This window comes from Ruegeria sp. N4, from assembly GCF_056531425.1.
Window position 1 is genome coordinate 460,507 of the sequence record NZ_JBQFLT010000001.1, and the last position, 16,378, is coordinate 476,884.

Genomic DNA, 16,378 nt, shown 5'->3' on the forward strand with positions numbered 1-16,378 from the left:
GAGACGCGAATACCCTACGGCGCTCGCGGGCCATTCGTGTCGCAGGACAATTCAGGTCAAAGGTCGCACGCTCTAGGCAAGCTGCTGATGCACGGCCTCGGTCAGTTGGTTCAGTGAAAACGGCTTGGGCAAGAAGGTCGAGTTGGCGATCTGTGGCCCTGAATCCCCGAATGCGCCTTCGGTGTAGCCCGACACAAAGACCACCCGCGCATCAGGCCGGGATTCTAACGCCTTGCCCACCCAGGTCGGCCCATCCATACCCGGCATGACCACATCGGTGACAAAGACGTCCACGATCAGGTCAGGGTCTTCCAGAAGGCGCAGGGCATCCTCGGCGGATTCCGCCTCGAGCACCGTATAGCCTTTCAGGCGCAAGGCCCGGGTTGCAAAGGCGCGAACCGGCGCTTCGTCTTCCACCAGCAGCACAACCCCTTCGCCCTGACGCGCTAATTGGACGACCGGTGGTGCCTCTTCCACCGCCTCCGGGGCCGAGGCCGAAGTGCAGACCGGCAGAAACACGGTGAAATCGGTTCCCCGCCCCGGCGCGCTGTCGACAAAAATGAAACCGCCGGTCTGCTTGACGATGCCATAGACGGTGGACAGGCCCAGCCCCGTCCCCTCACCCGTTCGTTTGGTCGTATAAAACGGCTCGAACACCTTTTGCAGTTTGTCAGCGGGAATGCCGATGCCGCTGTCGCTGACCTTTACAGTCACATATTCGCCCGGCGGTACACTCGCACGGTCGCGGCGCAGGGGTTCTGTCAGGGCCAGCACCTCGGTCTCAATCCGAATCTCGCCCCCATCCGGCATGGCGTCGCGGGCGTTGACCACAAGGTTCATCAGAACCTGCTCCAATTGGCGTTTATCGGCGCGCACGGGTTTCAGCACCGGATCATGGCTGAGGGTCAACTGCACCTTTTCCCCCACAAGCCGGTTCAGCAAATGGATCAGGTCCGAGATTGTGTCGCGCAGGTCCAAAACCTCGGGTCGCAGGGTTTGTTTTCGCGAAAACGCCAGAAGCTGACTGACCAAGGCTGCGGCGCGGTTGGCGTTCTGATTGATCTGGACGAGATCGGCATAGTCGGGGTCGTTGTGGTCATGGCGCAGCAACAGCAAATCGCAATGGCCCGAGATGGCGGTGAGCAAATTGTTGAAATCATGCGCGACGCCACCGGCCAACTGCCCGACGGCCTGCATCTTCTGCCCCTGCACAAACTGGGCCTCAAGGGTCTTGAGCTCGGTCGCATCGTTCAGAACGGCAATCAGGCAGACCTGCCCGTCATCGATCACCCGCCTCAGCGTCACCTGCACGAAAATCTCTTTGTCATCGCGGGTGAGGCGCAGGAATTCGGACCGCTGCGTGTCTTCTCCGGCCGCGGTCCTTTCCAACCATTCGAGGATCGGATGGCCCAGCCCCTGCATGATGTGGCTAATGTTGGTGTGGTTCAGATGGCTTCCGCCCAGCAGTTTCAGCGCAAGACGGTTGGCTTCCTGAATCGTTCCGTCCGGCAGCAGGCACATGATCGGAACAGGCAGATCGGCAAAGCATGTTCCGACCCCATGGCTTGGTGTCTCGGCCAAAGGCACCAGCGCCAGATTGCGCCCAATACCCGAGCGCGACAGTTGTGTCACGGCGGCAGGCGTCGTGCCGTTTTGTGTTGTGAGTTGCCGAATTCCGCCTTCGGGCCCAAGGCTATCCGGCAGAAACTGGTCCATTGTTTCGGGCCGAAATCCCAAAAGACGTTCGGCGGCGGCGTTAAGGTCCAGCACCACGCCGTTTCGCCCCTCGGTCAGAACAGGCAGGGACAGATCCGTCCACGGACCGCCGTCATTGAGATGAAACCGCCAGCAAAACAGGCCGTTTCCAAGCCCGAAAACAGAAACCGGGATGGTTGCGTCATGGGTGACAATATCCTCATGCGCGCGCCCCTGAGACTGCGCCTGAGATTGAAGGCGCAGCAGAATCGCGGCGGGATTGGCAAAGACCGATCGCAAACATCTGGCCAGGCCTGCACCCGGATCGGCTTGAAACCTTTTTTGGGCCTGTGCGTTCGCGATAAGGATGTCGCCATGCGCGTTCGCGATCAGGCATGGACACGAGTCTTGCTGCGCAAAGGCCGCCATGATCGACGCCATCTGTTGCGCCGAGCGATTTGCCAGCATCGTCTTTGCGACGACGCCCAGCACGACGACCAGCAAGGACCCACCCGACACCCACAAGCCATACATCCAGTCCGAGGATAAAAGACCGGACATCGGCGCCAAGGTCAGAACAAGCGCTACAACAGCCAAAGAGCCCGCGCGCCACGCGGGCGGTGATTTCTGGTCGGGCGGATCGGGAAAAAACTCGGCAGCGTCGGACATGAACGGTTCGGTCAATTGGGCGTTGGGGTATTTCGACCCCAATTTGGTTAATTCCCGCTTAACGAAAATCGAACAACGGGCTTCTACCCAAGGTTGCTATTCGGTGACGCGCTACCGCGTCAATTGTGCCGTAAAGAATCCGTCCGTTCCGTGCGCCACTCGCCACGATTTGCGTAGCTGTTCACGCCATTCCGGGTTTGCATTCAGGAACGCGTCAACAACGTCTGCGTTCTCGCTATCCAACATCGAACAGGTCGCGTAAGCCAGTACGCCACCGTCCCGGACCAAAGGCGCAATCGTGACCAGAATATCCGCCTGAATGCGGGTCAGTTCTTGCAATCGCGTCTCGGTGAGCGCCCATTTACCCGCAGGCGCGCGCCGCCATGAGCCACTGCCTGAACACGGCGCGTCGGCCAGAACGATGTCAAACGGCTGGTGTCGGGCCAACTCGTCTGACGTCACCAACGTCACCTTGGCCCCGGCGCGTTCGGCCCGGTTGGGCAAGTCGCGCATCCGCGCGGCATTCACGTCATGCGCAAAGACCTCGACCCCTTGATGCGCGGCCAAGGCCAAAGCCTTCCCACCACCGCCGGTGCAATAATCCAGAACCCGCAGGCCCGGTCGCAAGTCCAGCGCCGCGACGACCGCCTGGCTGGCGGCGTCCTGCAGCTCGACCAGACCGTCGAGATAGGCCCGGCTCTGCGCAATCTTGCGCGCGCCCTCGGTTACCTCCAAAGCCGTTGGGCAGATCCCCAGCGGTTGAGCGGTGATACCGTCGGCCTTCAGGCGTTCCGTGACAAGGGACAAGTCGGCCTTAAGAAGGTTCACCCGCAGATGCACCGGCGCCCTGTTTTGCAAAGCCTCAGCCGCCGCTATGGCGCCATCTCCAAGCGAAGCCGAGAACCGAGGCCAGAGCCACTCTGGGATGTCAAAACGTTCCGCTTCCGTCGTGAACGCGCGCGCAGTCTCGGAGGATTGAACAGGTGCAGGGGCATGCCGGTCGCCGGTGAACAGGGTGTCCACATCGCCATCTTTTGCACGGATCGCCCCGATCATCAGCCCGCGCCCGGTGCATGCGCCGCCAAGCGCGGCAAAGGACCGCTTGCAGCGCAGGGCATCAAATACATGATCCCGAACCGCCGCGCGATCTTTTGACCCGGCAAACCGGCTGCGCCGGGCCCAGCCGGTCAAGGCCTTTTCAACCGGCGCGCCATCCAAAATCTGATCCAGAATTTCAATCGAGGCCTGAACGCGGGCTGCAGGTGTCATTGCCTATTCCGTTTCCTGTTACGCGCGGCGCAAATGCAAAACGGCACCCGCTAAAGGGTGCCGTCTGCATCCAAATACCGGATCACATCACCCTGTAGTTCGGGCTTTCACGCGTGATCTGAACGTCATGCACATGGCTTTCCTTCAAACCGGCCCCCGTAATTTTTACGAAATTGCAGTTCTTGCGCATCTCTTCAACCGTGCCACAGCCGGTATAGCCCATGGCCGCCCGCAGACCGCCGACCAATTGGTGAACAACCGCGCTGGCCGAGCCTTTGTAGGGCACCTGCCCCTCGATCCCTTCAGGCACCAGCTTGTCATTGGCGGCGTCCTTCTGGAAATACCGGTCCGCAGACCCGCGCGCCATCGCGCCCAGACTGCCCATGCCGCGATAGGATTTGAACGAGCGTCCCTGATACAGGATCACCTCGCCCGGGCTTTCGTCTGTCCCTGCGATCATCGAACCAACCATGGCGCAGGACGCGCCCGCCGCAATCGCCTTTGCGAAATCGCCCGAGAACTTGATGCCGCCATCGGCAATCACCGGAACGTCCCCGGCAGCCGCCGCACAATCCATAATCGCGGTCAGCTGCGGCACACCGACCCCAGCCACCATCCGGGTGGTGCAGATCGAGCCCGGACCAATGCCAACCTTGATTGCATCCGCGCCCGCATCAATCAGGGCCTTGGTCGCATCCGCCGTGGCCACATTGCCTGCGATGATCTGAACCTCATTCGACAGGGTCTTGGCCCGTTTCACAGCATCCAGAACGCCTTGCGAATGGCCGTGCGCGGTGTCAACAACAATGATGTCCACACCCGAATCGACCAGCAACTCGGACCGTTCAAATCCGGCATCGCCAACCGAGGTTGCTGCCGCGACGCGCAGACGTCCAAGGGTGTCTTTACAGGCAGTTGGGTTCAGGACCGCCTGTTCGGTGTCTTTCAGCGTCAACAGTCCGGTCAGCTTGCCTTCACCATCGACAACCAGAAGTTTCTCGATCCGGCGAGCGCGCATCAGGCTTTTGGCCTCTTCCAGATCCGCAGGCTCTTGCAGCATCGCCAGATTGTCCGAGGTCATCATCGCGTGGATCGGCGTGTCGTCCGAGGTCGCAAAGCGCATATCGCGGTTGGTCACGATGCCAACAACACGGCCCTGATCGTCCACCACAGGAAAACCGGTGAAATTATACCGCTGCACCAGCGCCTGCGCGTCAGCCAGCGTCTGATCCGCGCGCAGCGTGACCGGGTTGTAGACGATCCCCGATTCGAACCGCTTGACCCGGCGCACTTCGCGGGCCTGTTCCTCGACCGAGAGGTTCTTGTGGATCACCCCGATGCCACCCGCCTGCGCCATCGCAATCGCCATGCGCGCCTCGGTCACCGTGTCCATGGCCGAGCTGAGCAGCGGGATGTTCATGGTGATCTGCCGCGTCACACGCGTGCCGGTATCCGCCGTTGCAGGCAAGACCGAGGATGCCCCCGGCACCAAGAGAACGTCATCAAAGGTAAGCGCCTCACGAATCTGCATCTGTTCACCCCATGCAAAAGCCCGTTTGGCGGTGACCCTATTGCATGGATCAACCCTAAGGAAAAGCCCCTGACCCCAAGTTGTTGCCAAATGTCGGGGAATGCCGCGCCCAAAACGACGCTGGTTGATCAAAACCTGCCGCTGAATGGCCTTTCCCTTTGCGCATAAACTCATATCTTGCGCCGCATACGCGCGAATACAAAGGCAGGCCATTCATGACCACCGACCCTCTTGTCGTCTTCACCCCATCCGGCAAACGCGGGCACTTTCCCGTCGGCACCCCGATTCTGACCGCAGCGCGCCAGTTGGGCGTCGATCTGGATTCGGTCTGCGGCGGGCGCGGTATCTGTTCGAAATGCCAGATCACGCCAAGCTATGGCGAGTTTCCCAAGCATGGCGTCACCGTATCCGAAGACGCGCTAAGCGAATGGAACGCGGTTGAGCAGCGCTACGACGACAAGCGCGGCTTGAAACCCGGTCGGCGTCTGGGCTGTCAGGCATCTGTTCAGGGCGATGTGGTGATCGACGTCCCGCCCGAAAGCCAGGTACACCGCCAGGTCGTCCGCAAGGCCGCCGCCGCGCGCGCCATCACCATGGACCCGGCGACGCGCCTGTATTTCGTGGTGGTCGAAGAGCCCGACATGCATTCCCCCACCGGCGATCTGGAGCGCTTGGAACGCGCCCTGCGCCAGCAGTGGAACATCGACGCCGTGACCGCCGATCTGTCGCTGATGTCTAAGCTGCAACCGGTTCTACGCAAAGGGAAATGGGAGGTCACGGTCGCCGTCCACAAAGGCCACAAGGACACGGTGGGCCGTATCGTCGAGATCTGGCCCGGTCTGCACGAACATGGGTTGTACGGTCTGGCCATTGACCTCGGCTCGACCACAATCGCAGCCCACTTGACCGATCTGGAAACGGGCGAGGTCAAGGCGTCCTCGGGCCTGATGAACCCGCAAATCCGGTTCGGCGAAGACCTGATGAGCCGAGTGTCCTACGCCATGATGAACCCCGGCGGCGATGCCGAGATGACCAGGGCCGTGCGCGAGGCGATCAATGACCTGACCACCTCGATCGCCGAGGAGGCCGGGATTGACGCCGCGCTGATTGTCGAGACGGTGTTTGTCTGCAACCCGGTCATGCACCACCTGCTGCTGGGCCTCGATCCGGTCGAGCTGGGACAGGCCCCCTTTGCGCTGGCGACGTCGGAATCCATGTCCCTGCCCGCGCGCGAGATGGACCTGACCGCGATGAACCCGCGCGCGCAGGTCTACATCCTGCCCTGCATCGCGGGCCATGTGGGCGCGGACTGCGCCGCCGTGGCGCTGTCGGAAGAGCCGGGCAAATCCGAGGATCTGGTGCTGATCGTCGACGTGGGCACCAATGCCGAGATTCTGCTGGGCAACACCAGCCGCGTTTTGGCCTGTTCCTCGCCCACCGGGCCTGCGTTCGAGGGCGCTCAGATCAGTTCCGGCCAGCGCGCCGCGCCCGGTGCCATCGAACGGATCGAGATTGACCCAGTGACGAAAGAACCCCGGTTCCGCATCATCGGGTCGGACAAGTGGTCGGATGAGGACGGCTTTGACAAAGACATCGCCACCACCGGCATCACCGGCATCTGCGGGTCCGGCATCATCGAAGCCGTTGCCGAGATGCGAATTGCTGGGCTGCTGGACGAAAGCGGGCTGATCGGGTCGGCCGAACAAACCGGCACCCCCCGCTGCGTGCCCGAAGGCCGCACCCACGCTTACCTTATCCACGACGCCAGCGCCGAAGGCGGCCCGCGCATCACCGTCACCCAAGGCGACATTCGCGCCATCCAACTTGCCAAATCCGCGCTCTATGCCGGTGCACGCTTGCTGATGGACGAGATGGAGGTCGACCGCGTGGATCGCGTCGTTCTGGCGGGCGCCTTTGGCGCGCATATCTCGACCAAACACGCGATGGTTCTGGGCATGATCCCAGACGCGCCGCTGGACAAGGTCACAAGCGCGGGCAACGCCGCTGGCACCGGCGCACGGATTGCGCTCTGCAACATCGGCTCACGCGCCGAGATCGAACGGGTCGTGCGCGAGATCACCAAGATCGAAACCGCCATCGAGCCGAAGTTTCAGGACCATTTCGTCGCCGCCAACGCCATCCCGCACAAAACCGACCCGTTCCCGGAACTCGGTCAGGTCGTCACCCTGCCCGCGCCCAGCTTTAACACGGGCGGCGCAGACGCCGAAACAGGCGGAGGCCGTCGCCGCAGACGTCGGGGTTAAGCCCAAAAAAGACCACAGTCGCGACCTGCTTCGAATTTCAGGTCGCGACTCCGCGCGCAAATGTACGAGCGGGCGGCAGTATTTTGGTCCGATGGGGAAAACTCTGGAGCGGGTAGCGGGAATCGAACCCGCGCGTTCAGCTTGGGAAGCTGACAGGCTACCATTACATCATACCCGCCGCGTGGAAGTGGATAGCACCACCGGGAACCGGGGTTCAAGCGGGATTGTCACCCGGCTCGCCTCAAAACTCACTCGGTGCGCGCGCGCAGGCTTTCGATCAGCGTCTCATCGACATCAAGCGCCTCGCACGCGGCATCCAGGGTTTCGCTGTCCAGATGGCGCGGGTTCAGGTCAACATCCTTCGAAAATGCATCAACAATAGCCTGCATCGCCCTGATACGCGCATATTTTTTGTTGTTTGCCGGTATCACGTGCCAGGCCGCGTTCTGGGTCGAGGTGCGGGCCAGCATCTCGTCCACTGCCACCTCTGTCTCGGCCCATTTTTCGCGGTTTCGAAAGTCTTCGTAGGTCAGTTTCCAGCGCTTCAACGGATTTGTGAGCCGTTCGGTGAATCGCTCCATCTGCTCATCCTGCGAGATGTGGAAGAACAGCTTGATGATCCGTGTGCCGTCGTCAGTCAGCATCCGTTCAAAGGCGTTGATCTCGTCATAAGCCGCGCGCCAGCGATGTTCCGGCGTCAATTTTTCGATCCGTTCGACCAGAACGCGCCCGTACCAACTGCGATCAAAGGCCGAGATTGCGCCCGAGGGCGGCAGACGCTCCCAGAATCGCAACAGGTAGTGGCGATTGAGGTAATAATTCCGCGGCGCGCCAATGGGCCAGACCTTGAAGCTGCGCGGGTCCAGCGCCTGGCTGATCCGTCGGATCGTGCCGCCCTTACCCGCCGCGTCCCAGCCTTCAAAGACGATCACGCCTTTCAGGCCATGGAACAGAAACGCCTGCTGAACAATGGCCAGCTTGGCCTGCAGATCGATCAACTGGTCGAAATAGTCCTTCTTTCCCAACTTGCTGGTCAGATCCGCGTCCGAGAGTTTCGGGGGGTGATGTTTGGACATAGTGACCACCTTTTTACGTGCCGACGCCGTCGTCACTGTTCCCGGAACAGGTCCATATTGCAAGGAAATGCGCGGCTGTTAGGTGTGGTGGTCACTCAGAGGGTATTCCCGACTTACCTCTGAAACACGTGTTTATCCGGCTGTGGTCAAATCCTGCGCCAACATCAGGGCATTGTTGTCCGGGTCGTAGAATGTTGCGGTGCTGACCATGCCTTCAATGGTTTCGGTTTCGCCATCGAACCGCACTCCGGCCCCTTCCAGCGCAGTTCGGGCCGCTGCAATGTCGGCCACGCCGAATACCGGCACGGTGTTGCCCGGCGCTGGTTCTGCCTGCTCACCCAATCCAAGGGTCACGCCTTGGGTCTTGGTTTGCATTTCGCTCCAACCGGCTTCGTCAATGTGGTGGATCAATTCGAAGCCAAGCTTTTCGCCATACCAATCCGCGCTTGCATGACGATCACGAACCGAGATTGCGAGCGTAATCGTGTTGTCCAGAGAAATCAGGGCCATTGCGCTTTCCTTATGTCTGAAATTATATTAACTATACTTTATGGACATTGCGACACTTGTCAAGCTGACCTCTAGGGCGTGGTCGTTGAACATTCTGGCAGCGCTGCATTCTGGGGTTCCGGGCCGTCAGGCCCCATTGCTTGCCGCGACCAGTGCAAGCCGGACGTCCTTTGCCGCCAGTCTGGATCATCTTTTTCAGTTGGGCCTGTTGGAAAGAAACCCGGGTCACGGTCACCCCCTGCGACCCGAGTTCAGATTGACCGCAGAGGGCGTGAAGGCCGCCGAGATCGCAAGCAGAATTGTGGCGACCGTTCCTGATGAGACCGAATTCACCTTGCTGAGGCGCAGTTGGTCAGTTCCGATACTGGCCTTGACGGAAACCCCGCAGCGCTTTTCGACCATGAAAACAACGCTGGCCTCGATCACCGATCGCGCCCTGTCATCCGCGCTGCATCAATTGGAAGAGCGTGAGTGGATCCAGCGGGATATCGATCTATCCGCTCGGGCACCCTTCCCCACCTATTGCGCAGTGAACACCGGGGGCGAGATCAACCGGGCCATCGGGCTTCGGCATTGACGAAAAAAGGCCGGGCAAATGCCCGGCCTCTGAAATTTGCGATAACTCTTGGATCAGGCGCGGCGGCGACGGCCACCTCCACGGCGTCCGCGGCCTTCGCCCTCGGCGCCGGGCGCTTCGGGCGCTTTGTTGAACCGGATCCACTCGCCGCCGTGGGGGTCATTGTTGGTCAGCAGGTTGGCGGCGCGGATGGCTTCCATTTCCTTACCGGCGCGCGGCAGGGTGGAACCCAGACCGAACATCTGCACGAAGGTCTCATCATCCATGCCTTCGGGCAGGATGATACCAGCGGCAGCGACTGCCTCTTTCTTCTCGGCAATCTTTTTCTGCGTCACCGGCAATGCAACCGGGTTCATGATCGCCGAGGTCATGCCAGCACCCATTGCCATAGGCAGGAAGGCGTTGTTGATACCGTGACGGTTCGGCAGACCGAATGAGATGTTGGACGCACCGCAAGTGGTGTTCACACCCAGTTCCTCACGCAGACGACGGACCAGAGCGAACACCTGCTGGCCTGCGGTTGCCATCGCTCCGATGGGCATGACCAGCGGGTCAACCACGATGTCATGTGCGGGAATGCCGAAATCGGCGGCCCGTTCGACGATCTTTTTAGCGACGTCAAAGCGCACATCAGGGTCTTCCGAGATGCCAGTATCGTCGTTCGAGATCGCCACAACCGGCACATTGTACTTTTTGACCAACGGCAGAACCAGTTCCAGACGCTCTTCTTCGCCGGTGACCGAGTTCAGCAGCGGGCGGCCCTCAGCCGCTTCAAGACCGGCTTCCAAAGCACCCGGAACCGACGAGTCGATGCACAGCGGGACATCGACCAGACCCTGCACCAGCTCGACGATCTTGCGCATCAGCGGTGGTTCGGTCTCGTTCGGGTTGGGGTTCGAGTTGTAGACAACGCCTGCGTTGATATCCAACACGGTCGCGCCTGCCGCAACCTGTGCCAGCGCGTCTTTTTCCACGGTCGAAAAGTCGCCCGCTTCCAGTTCAGCCGCCAGTTTCTTGCGGCCTGTGGGGTTGATCCGCTCGCCGATCACGCAGAACGGTTCGTCAAAGCCCAGAACGGCAGTTTTTGTTTTTGATTCTACGACTGTACGGGTCATATCCGTTCCTTAGGAGTTTGCAGGCTTTGCCGAAGCGCCGCCGTTATTGATCGCCCAGTTGGCGTTGGTCTTGATCCCGCCCAGCGGGAAGAAGTGGACGTTGGTGATGTTGAAATCCGGGTTGGCCGCTTTGTGGTTGGCCAGTTCGGTGATCACATCGTTCGGCTCATAGGGCAGCAGCAGCTTGGACACGTCCATGGCGCGTTTCTGCAGAACCTTCAGCGAGGGGCCAACACCGCAGGCGATGGCAAACTTGATCAGCGTCTGCAGCTTGGCCGGGCCTGCGATACCGATATGGACCGGGATGTCGATCCCCGCCTCTTTCAGGCTGTCGGCCCATGCGATGATCGGCTTGGCGTCAAACGCAAACTGGGTGGCCAGAGCCATTTCGGCGTCGGTGGTTTCGCTGAACTTCTGTTTCCAGCGCAGCGCATCGTCGACATTTTTGGTCGAGCCGTCCGGGTCGATGTCCTTGTTGCCCTCGGGGTGACCCGCGACGTGCAGGCGCTTGAAACCCGCCTTGTCGAACAGACCGGATTCCAGCAACTGCATCGAGCTGTCAAAATCACCATGCGGATTGGCAACGCCCCCAGCCAGCAGCAGCGCCTGCTCGACGCCCGCTTCGCCCTGATACATGGAGATCCAGTTCTCCAGCGTCGCCGCGTCCTTGATGATACGCGCCGGGAAGTGCGGCATGACCGGATAGCCCTCGGCCGCGATACGCTTGGCGGTCTTGACCATGTCTTCGATGGGCGTGCCCTCGATATGGGCGATGTAGACGCGCGTGCCTTCGGGCAGCAGCGCGCGGAAATCTTCGACCTTTTCGGCGGTGCGGGGCATCACCTCGATCGAATAGCCCTGCAAGAAGGCTTCGACGGTCGGATTCACCGGCCCGTTTTCGACCGCATCACGTTTCTTGAAGTTCAGCAAAGCCATTGCGGCCTCCCATAGCTGTCTCGGGCTCATGCCCAACCGTCATTGGCGATCAGCGCTTTGATGCGGTCCTGATCGTATTCCGTTTCCAGACGCACGGCCTGCGCCTCGGCAATCTCGGACGGGTCGCCCTCAACCGCGAAAGGCTCGGCCTTGCGCCATTCGGCCAGATAGGCATCACTGTCCTTGGCGTTCACCTTCATGGCAGCCCGGTCGATGGCTTGCTCGAACCGTTCTTCTAACTGCCGCTTGGCCCCACGACGGCCCTTGCCGACGATGACCTGAGCGGGAATGTCGCGCCAGTAAACGATGGTGACGTCAGGCATTGCTGTGATTCCTCCTAACCCGATGGGGCGGTTCTAAACTTCAATCTGGGCTCGGGTCAGTCGATTTTCGACACCCAACGCTTTCCAAACGACGTTTTTGCCCAGGGTGGTGTACCGGGCTTTTACACAGTGCCCCTGCAATTGCGCATATCATAATCCTCAATTCACTATGAAACCGCTTCATAAAACCAAAAAGCCCCGGACGGGAAACCGCGTCCGGGGCATGTTTTTAAGGGTCCAGAGGGGTTAACCCACCAGCCCGCCATCTTCGCGAGTCACCGCGATGATCGCCGAACGCGGCACTGCATCGCCCCCTTCCGGCCAGTGGCTGTTGCCGTCCTCGCCCGGGTGCTGGATGCCCACGAACATGGTGCGACGATCCGGAGACCAGCTGAGGCCGGTGATTTCGCATTCGTTCGGACCAACCAGGAAGCGACGGATTTCACCGGTGACCGGGTCACCTGCCAGCATCTGGTTGTTGCCCTGCCCTTCGAAATCGCCTTCGTTGCCATAGTTGCCGTCGGTTTGGATCCACAGCAGGCCGTTGCTGTCGAATTTCAGACCATCGGGCGAGTTAAACATATTGTCGGCGTTGACGTTGTCCGAGCCACCATAGGCATCCTGATGCACATTGGGGTTACCCGCCAGAACATATAGATCCCAAGCAAAGCCCGAGGCAGTGTGATCGCCACCGTCCGGGCGCCACCGCACGATCTGGCCGTAATTGTTGGCCTCGCGCGGGTTGGGACCGTTGACCGAGGTGTCGTCACCCCCGGCATTCGGTTTGACGCCCCGGTTCTTGTTGTTGGTCAGACAGCAATACACCTCGGCCACGTTCGGGTTGGCAGCAACCCATTCCGGGCGGTCCATGGTGGTCGCGCCAACGGCGGAGCCTGCCTGACGGGTGTGGATGCTGATCTCGGCTTGCGAGGCCAGACCCGTTGTCTCGGGCGTCAGATCCAGCCACTCACCGGTGCCGTCGTCATTGAACTTGGCGACCGACAGGGTGCCGTTTTCCAGCAGGGCGTTGGTGTCCACGCCAGCGGCATAGACGCCGTCCGAGACAAAGCGATACAGGAACTCGCCGCGTTCATCATCGCCCATGTACACGACAACACGACCGTCATTGTTAACGACCGCTTCGGCGTTTTCATGCTTGAACCGACCCAAAGCGGTCAGTTTGCGCGGGGTCGAGTTCGGATCGGTCGGGTCGATCTCAACCACATAGCCGGCGCGGTTCGGCTCGTTGGGGTTTTTCGACACATCAAAACGGTCGTCGATCTTGGCCCAGCCATAGCCCCAGTCGCTGGCCGAAACACCATAGCGCTTCAGCTCAGCGCTGACCTCGTGGTTTTCGTCTTCTGCCGAGAAGTAGCCGTTGAAGTTCTCTTCGCAGGCCAGGTACGTGCCCCACGGGGTCATACCGTTGCCGCAGTTGTTCCAGGTGCCTTTCGACGTGGTCCCGGTCGGATCAGCAGCGGTTTTCATCAAATCATGAGCAGCTGCGGGGCCGGTGATCGTCATATCGGTCTGCGGCGTGATGCGGCGGTTATACGGGCTGTCCTTGACGATGCCCCATGTACCGTCGGTGTTGGCGATCTCAACCACGGTCACGCCGTGGGCCATCATGCCCTTGGCGACGTCGTCGTCCGAGGCTGCTTTGGCATCGGGGTTGTTGCCCCACAGAATGTCGCGGTTGGTGTATTCGTTGTTTACCACCAGCAACACGTGCCCGTCGTGATAGAACACGTCCTGACCATCGGTATTGTCGCCAAAGGCGCGCTCCTGACTGGCAGCCGTCCCACGGGTCGCGTGATCGAATTCGGGCGCATCAGACCACAGCGGATCGCCCCAACGCACCATGACTTCGGCCTTGTAGCCCGGCGGTACGATCACGTCGTCTGCGGTGGATACAGGGATCGCCTCGAACGAGAACCGGTCCGCCGCTGCGCGCGCGCCAGAAGGAATAAGCGCGCCGCCAACGGCGGTGAAGCTGCCCATGGCCAGAACGCCGCCCAGAAATCCGCGACGCGACAAGGCGCGTTCGACCACGCGATCAAATTCACATTCTTCGGGACGTGGGTTTACGACCTCATCGTATTCATCAAAGGACAGGGTGCGTTCGTCTTTCATGGCAATCTCCGTATCTGGCTGAAAGCTGGTAGAGAATCCCGTATCGGGGATCCCGCGCGGGGATCGCATTCCAGTATGAACGCTGTGTGACACTCACGTTAAATTCAAAATTGAAATCACTTGCGCGTCGGCGATCCCCCGCCTAGGGTCAAATTAACTCGAAAATCGGAGGGCGTGACGAATGGCGCCCAAGCGTCCCAAAGGTGCGGGCGCGTTCCCGAAGGCGGTCGAAAGCCCCGCGCCGGCAAGACCCGATCCAGATGCGCTGTATGCCGCGCTGGATCTGGGGACAAATAGCTGCCGCATGTTGATAGCCCAACCCAAGGGTAGCGGGTTCCATGTGGTCGACAGTTTCTCCAAATCCGTGCAGTTGGGCGCGGGTCTGGAACGGACCGGGCGGCTGTCCCGGGCCTCGATGTCGCGCACCGTTCAGGCGCTGCGCATCTGTCAGCAAAAGCTGAAACGCAACAAGGTCAAACGCATGCGTTTGGTCGCCACCGAAGCGTGCCGCCGCGCCAAGAATTCGCGCGATTTCATCCGTCAGGTGAAGCGCGAAACCGGCCTGACGCTTGAGATCATCCAGCCCGAGGAAGAGGCGCGTCTGGCTGTCATTTCCTGCGCGCCGCTGGTTTCGACCAAGACCGAGCAATTACTGGTCGTCGACATTGGCGGAGGCTCGACCGAGTTGGTGTGGATCGACATTTCCTCGGTTCCGCGCCGCGACCGTCCGGCGGCAATCATGCGCCTGCACAATGGGTTTCACACGGCCGACAGCCCGTTTCCCGCCGCCAAGGTGGTAGACTGGATCAGCGTTCCCTTGGGCGTCGCCACGCTGCGCGATCAGTTCAACGATGTCGAGGATGACTCGGCCCGCTTCGCACTAATGAGCTGGTTTTTCGAGGAAAATCTTGCCGATTTCGCCCCGTACAAAGACGAACAGGCCCGCGCGGGGTTTCAGATCGTCGGCACCAGCGGCACCGTGACCACGGTTGCGGCGTCGCATCTTGGGCTGAAACGCTATGACCGGACCAAAGTGGACGGTCTGCGCATGACCAGCGATCAGATTGACAAAGTCATACGCGGGTATTTAGAACTCGGCCCTCACGGGCGCCGCCGCGACCCCCGGATCGGGGATGACCGGCAGGCCCTGATCATGTCCGGCTCGGCCATTTTGCAGGCGCTGCTTCGATGCTGGCCCACCGACCGCCTTTCCGTGGCGGACCGGGGGCTGCGCGAGGGTCTGCTGTATGCGCAGATGAGTGCGGACGGCGTATTGGAAGACGGACCGTTCTGATGGCGAAGACACCGAGTGGCAAAAACACCTCAGGCCGTGGGCAACGCGACCTGAAGGTCAAGGTGAAGACTGCGCGTGGGCGCAAGCTCAGCTCGACCCGCTGGCTCGAGCGGCAGTTGAATGACCCCTATGTGAAACGCGCGCAGACCGAGGGCTATCGCGGACGCGCAGCGTTCAAGATATTGGAACTGGACGAGAAATTTCGGTTTCTGGTGCCCGGTGCCCGTGTGGTTGATCTGGGCTGCGCGCCCGGCGGCTGGCTGCAAGTGGCCGTCAAACGGGTGAACGCGCTGGGCGAGAAAAGTGGCAAGCGGATCGGAACGGTTCTGGGCGTTGACCTGCAAGAGGTTGAACCGGTGGCCGGAGCCACAGCGCATGTGCTGGATTTCATGGAAGATGACGCCGATCAAAAGGTCAAAGACTGGTTGGGCGGCAAGGCGGATGTGGTGATGTCGGACATGGCCGCTGCGTCCTCGGGTCACAAACAGACCGACCATTTGCGGATCATGGCGCTGTGCGAAACCGCTGCCTACTTTGCGTTCGATGTGTTGGAAGAAGGCGGCACGTTTGTTGCCAAGGTTCTGGCCGGAGGGGCCGAGGGCGATTTGCAGAAGCTGCTGAAGCAGAAATTCGACAAGGTTGCCAACGTCAAACCACCCGCATCGCGTTCAGACAGTTCCGAAAAATTCGTTGTCGCAACCGGGTTTCGCGGCTGACGTTAATCTTCCAGCGAGATCTGGCCGGGCAAACGCTGTTCTCTCAGCGATGCGGTTGCGATGCCTTGCAGCATCAGGCCCTCTCCGTGGTTCAGATCAACCGGCTCTTGCTCGCGCAACTGCGCGATCCGCTGGTCAAGCGAGACCCATTTCCCCCGTGGAATGGGCAGTTTCTTTGAATGCTCCGACATATTGCCACCTTTGACTTCGCCTTAGGCCGACACCCTCGATCTAAGGGGTAACGTCAGAATTTGCCGGGATAATGGCGCT

The 16,378-nt window shown here is 60.6% G+C and carries 14 protein-coding genes and 1 tRNA gene; 4 read left to right on the forward strand and 11 right to left on the reverse strand.

Translation table 11 applies throughout. From position 1 onward, the window contains the following. Positions 1 to 72 precede the first annotated feature (72 nt). From ACR0LW_RS02285 to guaB, 3 genes are all read right to left on the reverse strand, one after another. Positions 73 to 2,364, reverse strand: coding sequence for a two-component system sensor histidine kinase NtrB (locus ACR0LW_RS02285; protein WP_480881470.1), 2,292 nt, complete (start codon positions 2,362 to 2,364; stop codon positions 73 to 75). 111 nt (positions 2,365 to 2,475) lie between these two features. Next, the gene (locus ACR0LW_RS02290; RefSeq protein ID WP_480881471.1) at positions 2,476 to 3,633 is read right to left on the reverse strand and encodes an RsmB/NOP family class I SAM-dependent RNA methyltransferase; all 1,158 of its coding nucleotides are present in this window, start codon (positions 3,631 to 3,633) and stop codon (positions 2,476 to 2,478) included. Between the two features lie 82 nt (positions 3,634 to 3,715). Beyond that, positions 3,716 to 5,164 carry an IMP dehydrogenase gene (guaB, locus tag ACR0LW_RS02295; RefSeq protein WP_480881472.1) on the reverse strand — a complete coding sequence of 483 codons (1,449 nt, stop codon included), beginning with the start codon at positions 5,162 to 5,164 and terminating at the stop codon, positions 3,716 to 3,718. Positions 5,165 to 5,379: 215 nt separating this feature from the next. Between guaB and ACR0LW_RS02300 the strand changes: the two genes are divergently transcribed. Further along, a complete protein-coding gene (locus ACR0LW_RS02300; protein WP_170518715.1) occupies positions 5,380 to 7,428 on the forward strand; it encodes an ASKHA domain-containing protein in 2,049 nt (682 codons plus the stop codon). A 104-nt stretch (positions 7,429 to 7,532) separates the two neighbouring features. Here the strand turns inward: ACR0LW_RS02300 and ACR0LW_RS02305 are convergent. The 3 genes from ACR0LW_RS02305 to ACR0LW_RS02315 form a co-directional block, all read right to left on the reverse strand. After that, positions 7,533 to 7,606, reverse strand: a tRNA-Gly gene (locus ACR0LW_RS02305). Positions 7,607 to 7,676: 70 nt separating this feature from the next. Continuing rightward, positions 7,677 to 8,504, reverse strand: a complete 828-nt coding sequence (locus ACR0LW_RS02310) for a polyphosphate kinase 2 family protein (RefSeq protein ID WP_480881473.1) — start codon at positions 8,502 to 8,504, stop codon at positions 7,677 to 7,679. Positions 8,505 to 8,636: 132 nt separating this feature from the next. Next, positions 8,637 to 9,014 carry a VOC family protein gene (locus tag ACR0LW_RS02315; RefSeq protein WP_480780610.1) on the reverse strand — a complete coding sequence of 126 codons (378 nt, stop codon included), beginning with the start codon at positions 9,012 to 9,014 and terminating at the stop codon, positions 8,637 to 8,639. 40 nt (positions 9,015 to 9,054) lie between these two features. Between ACR0LW_RS02315 and ACR0LW_RS02320 the strand changes: the two genes are divergently transcribed. Continuing rightward, entirely contained in the window at positions 9,055 to 9,591 is a 537-nt protein-coding gene (locus ACR0LW_RS02320) for a winged helix-turn-helix transcriptional regulator (RefSeq protein WP_480881474.1), read from the forward strand. A 53-nt stretch (positions 9,592 to 9,644) separates the two neighbouring features. On the opposite strand, the gene ACR0LW_RS02325 is transcribed toward ACR0LW_RS02320, so the two are convergent. The 4 genes from ACR0LW_RS02325 to ACR0LW_RS02340 form a co-directional block, all read right to left on the reverse strand. Continuing rightward, positions 9,645 to 10,706 (reverse strand): methyltetrahydrofolate cobalamin methyltransferase, encoded by a 1,062-nt coding sequence (locus ACR0LW_RS02325; protein ID WP_170450574.1) that lies wholly within the window; start codon positions 10,704 to 10,706, stop codon positions 9,645 to 9,647. Between the two features lie 9 nt (positions 10,707 to 10,715). Beyond that, the gene (locus tag ACR0LW_RS02330) at positions 10,716 to 11,642 is read right to left on the reverse strand and encodes a methylenetetrahydrofolate reductase (protein WP_480881475.1); all 927 of its coding nucleotides are present in this window, start codon (positions 11,640 to 11,642) and stop codon (positions 10,716 to 10,718) included. Between the two features lie 26 nt (positions 11,643 to 11,668). Further along, positions 11,669 to 11,965 carry a virulence factor gene (locus ACR0LW_RS02335; RefSeq protein WP_170373668.1) on the reverse strand — a complete coding sequence of 99 codons (297 nt, stop codon included), beginning with the start codon at positions 11,963 to 11,965 and terminating at the stop codon, positions 11,669 to 11,671. A 246-nt stretch (positions 11,966 to 12,211) separates the two neighbouring features. Continuing rightward, positions 12,212 to 14,098, reverse strand: a complete 1,887-nt coding sequence (locus tag ACR0LW_RS02340) for a PhoX family protein (protein ID WP_170621832.1) — start codon at positions 14,096 to 14,098, stop codon at positions 12,212 to 12,214. A gap of 181 nt (positions 14,099 to 14,279) precedes the next feature. On the opposite strand from ACR0LW_RS02340, the gene ACR0LW_RS02345 reads away from it, so the two are divergent. Together ACR0LW_RS02345 and ACR0LW_RS02350 are read left to right on the forward strand one after the other, a co-directional pair. After that, on the forward strand, positions 14,280 to 15,392 hold the full coding sequence (locus tag ACR0LW_RS02345) for a Ppx/GppA phosphatase family protein (protein ID WP_170518736.1): 1,113 nt from the start codon (positions 14,280 to 14,282) through the stop codon (positions 15,390 to 15,392). Beyond that, positions 15,392 to 16,108: an RlmE family RNA methyltransferase gene (locus ACR0LW_RS02350; RefSeq protein WP_480881476.1), complete on the forward strand. Its 717-nt coding sequence runs from the start codon at positions 15,392 to 15,394 to the stop codon at positions 16,106 to 16,108. Before ACR0LW_RS02345 ends, ACR0LW_RS02350 begins: the two co-directional genes overlap by 1 nt. Before the next feature lie 2 nt (positions 16,109 to 16,110). Here ACR0LW_RS02350 and ACR0LW_RS02355 read toward each other — a convergent pair whose 3' ends face one another. Next, positions 16,111 to 16,299 carry a hypothetical protein gene (locus ACR0LW_RS02355; RefSeq protein ID WP_480881477.1) on the reverse strand — a complete coding sequence of 63 codons (189 nt, stop codon included), beginning with the start codon at positions 16,297 to 16,299 and terminating at the stop codon, positions 16,111 to 16,113. Between the last annotated feature and the right edge of the window lie 79 nt (positions 16,300 to 16,378).